The organism is Chitinivibrionales bacterium (assembly GCA_014728215.1).
Lineage (GTDB): Bacteria > Fibrobacterota > Chitinivibrionia > Chitinivibrionales > WJKA01 > WJKA01.
Map to the genome: position 1 here is coordinate 1 of WJLZ01000156.1, position 2964 is coordinate 2964.

Genomic DNA, 2964 nt, shown 5'->3' on the forward strand with positions numbered 1-2964 from the left:
AATCATGCTTTGGTTTTCTGCCGATTCCTCTAAAGCATTGGCAGAATCCATTGTCAGGCAATGAGGGGATCCTTGATTCCCTCATTTGCTATTTGGGTGCTGTACTATGGCCATGTCATATTTACTCCTTTCTGGTTGAGGTACAATGTTAAACTGTGCAGCACTTGCAGATTTTTATAACCGAATCGCGTTTCCGCGCGTCCCTTACAAGTGGCCTGCACAAGTGATTTATTGTACTTTATTTCGAGACTGCGCCCGTTAGGCTTTCTTTCATCCGGCAGTCTTTCAGATGTAAGAATCCAATCGTTTATAATTATTCCCCTAATCTATCATCATCCTCCTTTCTTCAGAAAAGACCCAGTATTAATCCAATAATAGGAGATTAATAACCGGACTAATGTCTGGCCTATTTATGATCGTAGCAAGAGACTTGGTTTCCTTTTTCTTTTCTTCTGGAAGTGGCCAGCATTTATAGTGCAAACGTGTTATCTCAACATAAGGATGGAAGGTACCGAACTTGCTATAGGTATGTGTAAAACTTTGGCTAACGTAGTTTGATCTACCTGAACCGGTCTCATCCGGTGTGCCATCGCCCCAGATAATCCTGTATTTCACGATATCACAGTCTTTTTCAACCGAAAAACAACCATAGCATGTCTGTGTGAAGTGGCTTTCAGCACCCTGAAATGTAAAAGTCTTATCGTATACTGTAGGTGGCGGAGGAGGCGGAGGTGGAGGAGGAGGAAAAATACAGCTGCCATCGTCGATGTCAGCATAGCGGTTATGATTGCTGGCGTTTCTATTCGTGCAACCATATATAAAATTACGGTAGAATTGTGTTTCGATTTTATGCAATGACAGCCCCACCGTTCCATTGGAATTATTTTCCGTTAAGGTTATTACAATGTTTTCAACTCCCGCCTGAGCAATCCACGCTTCAAATGAAATGGTTATATCGCCCGGCTTTCGTTTAGGGAATTGTTCTATTGGTATATCTTCTAGCGTAAATGCTCGACAGGCTACCTCTTCATCTTCCTGAGGAAAAGGTTGATCGATATACTGCGCTCTATCGAGTTCTGATCCAGATATTATTACATCGTCCCTTTTAATGAAATTAGAACCAGAACCATTTAAAGTCAAATCTGCAATACTATTAACCTCTTCCAATGTCATTGGAACATCTCCTATAGGTATTTCACAGCTATTTGTTGTGCTACCACCATCGCGATCGCAAACACTGCCTCTTAGGGTGAGGTTGATCTTGTAAATACCTTTTTTAGGAAAAGAAACAGGATATTCGAATTTTGTGTGAGGGACATTTGAAAACCAAAGCTGCGTTCCCGTCAAATGGACATTTGTTGCGCATCCATGTGTACAACCTTGGTCTCCGACATATGGTTCACAAGAGGCGACTGGTTGGTCTCGTAAATAGCCACCACCAGGGGTCTCTTCCTCTTCCAATTCGAAATACCATTTTATTGCATCCCAATCGACGGCATCCGTGGTAAAACTTGTCCCTGGGCTATTCTCCAAAACCAGAGTTTCATCATAGTCATACTCATCATTTTGAGCTCCGCAAAAATAGTCATAATTAACAGGAGAAGACATGTACCCAAGCCATGGGTCCATATACTCAATTGTCTTAACCTCAGAATTGTCAGAGTATGTTATTTTGCAATACTTAGAAATAACTACATCATGGCCTACGCCATTCGATATAATCGTGTAATGAGCAATTAATGGTCGTTTTAAATCGATACTTGTTTTAATGTGGTTATCAAAATCAGCTTGCCCGATGCAATAAGAACCTATTTGGCCTTTTTCCTGTAATATACCGCTTACTGCATTTCTGCAATTGACACATCCAGGATGTTCAGTACAGCATTTTGAGCACAAACAGCCATATTCATCATAAAATCCGCAAGTTGCATAATCAACCAACTGGTCAATAGAAAAATGCTTTTGATAATGATGCAGTACACTCAAAGTTGCATAAGCCCAGCAAAGATGAACATTGTCACCTTGGCTGAATATTTTTACATTGAATCCTCCTTCATCTCTTGTTGTATTCGCCAGACCGACAGAAGAAAATATAGAAAGGGCTAGGAAGCATATTATTCTATTCTTCATCTTTTGCCTCCCTTCGCCTTTCGATTTAGCTTAAGTTGATCATTTTTCGATCTAACAATTTCTATTGATTTTTTTGCAGTTGAATATTTTTGAGGTATTCGATTCAAATAGTTCTTCCTAAAATCTTTTTGATCCCGGTTATCGATTATTGTTAAGTTGTAGTTGTTAAATTCAGGCAAGTGAAACAAAAAGAGCCTTGTGCCCGGATGCTTATACAGCCTTAATCCTTTATGTTTATTAAAAAGATGGAAAAGAGCCCTTGTTTCTCTTTCAGGCCTTATTTCTGCGATTTGGTAATTGCCATTTATGAAAGCAATAGTTACTATTGCTCTTGCTTCATCTTTAACTAGAAGAAAAGCATACCATCTCTCACTTTCGTTATTTTGTTCAACATCATCTATTGACAATCTCTTCTTCTTTTTCAGTTCAAGACCTAGTTCAGTTTTTAAATACTTAATTTGAAAAAGTTCACTGAGATGGCATTGTGATTTCTCGTCCCCTGTTTTAAAGCCATATCTTGTTATGTCAGAATCAAAAATCCTATCCAAAAACGGCTCGATTTTGGCTTCTATTTCTTGGATACTCGGTTTTTCTGCATACATATGAAATGCTAAAATATGCAGTAAGAATAATGATAGTTTGAATATCTTCATAGTATAATCCTTCCTGTTTTCGGTAGAATTAGCAACCTAAAATTAAGGTAGACCCACCGATTACTCGATGCACCCCTCACAGATCCCGGCGTGCAGTTTTTCCGCACCGGGCTCCTCGGTTCTACTCACATTCGTACTGGCAATGACTAATAGTCAAATACAAACTCAGCTCCCATATTCA

At 39.2% G+C, this 2964-nt stretch carries 2 protein-coding genes; both read right to left on the bottom strand.

Annotation, left to right across the window (positions count from 1 at the left end; translation table 11 throughout):
- Window positions 1–363: 363 nt before the first annotated feature.
- A complete protein-coding gene (locus tag GF401_13530; GenBank protein MBD3346075.1) occupies window positions 364–2130 on the bottom strand; it encodes a hypothetical protein in 1767 nt (588 codons plus the stop codon).
- Entirely contained in the window at window positions 2127–2783 is a 657-nt protein-coding gene (locus tag GF401_13535; protein ID MBD3346076.1) for a hypothetical protein, read from the bottom strand. The genes GF401_13530 and GF401_13535 overlap by 4 nt, the downstream gene beginning before the upstream one ends.
- Window positions 2784–2964: the final 181 nt, after the last annotated feature.

Bases quoted from the DNA above. Each gene is read 5' to 3' on its own strand.
- GF401_13530 (MBD3346075.1), bottom strand. From the start codon at position 2,130: ATGAAGAATAGAATAATATGCTTCCTAGCCCTTTCTATATTTTCTTCT.
- GF401_13535 (MBD3346076.1), bottom strand. From the start codon at position 2,783: ATGAAGATATTCAAACTATCATTATTCTTACTGCATATTTTAGCATTT.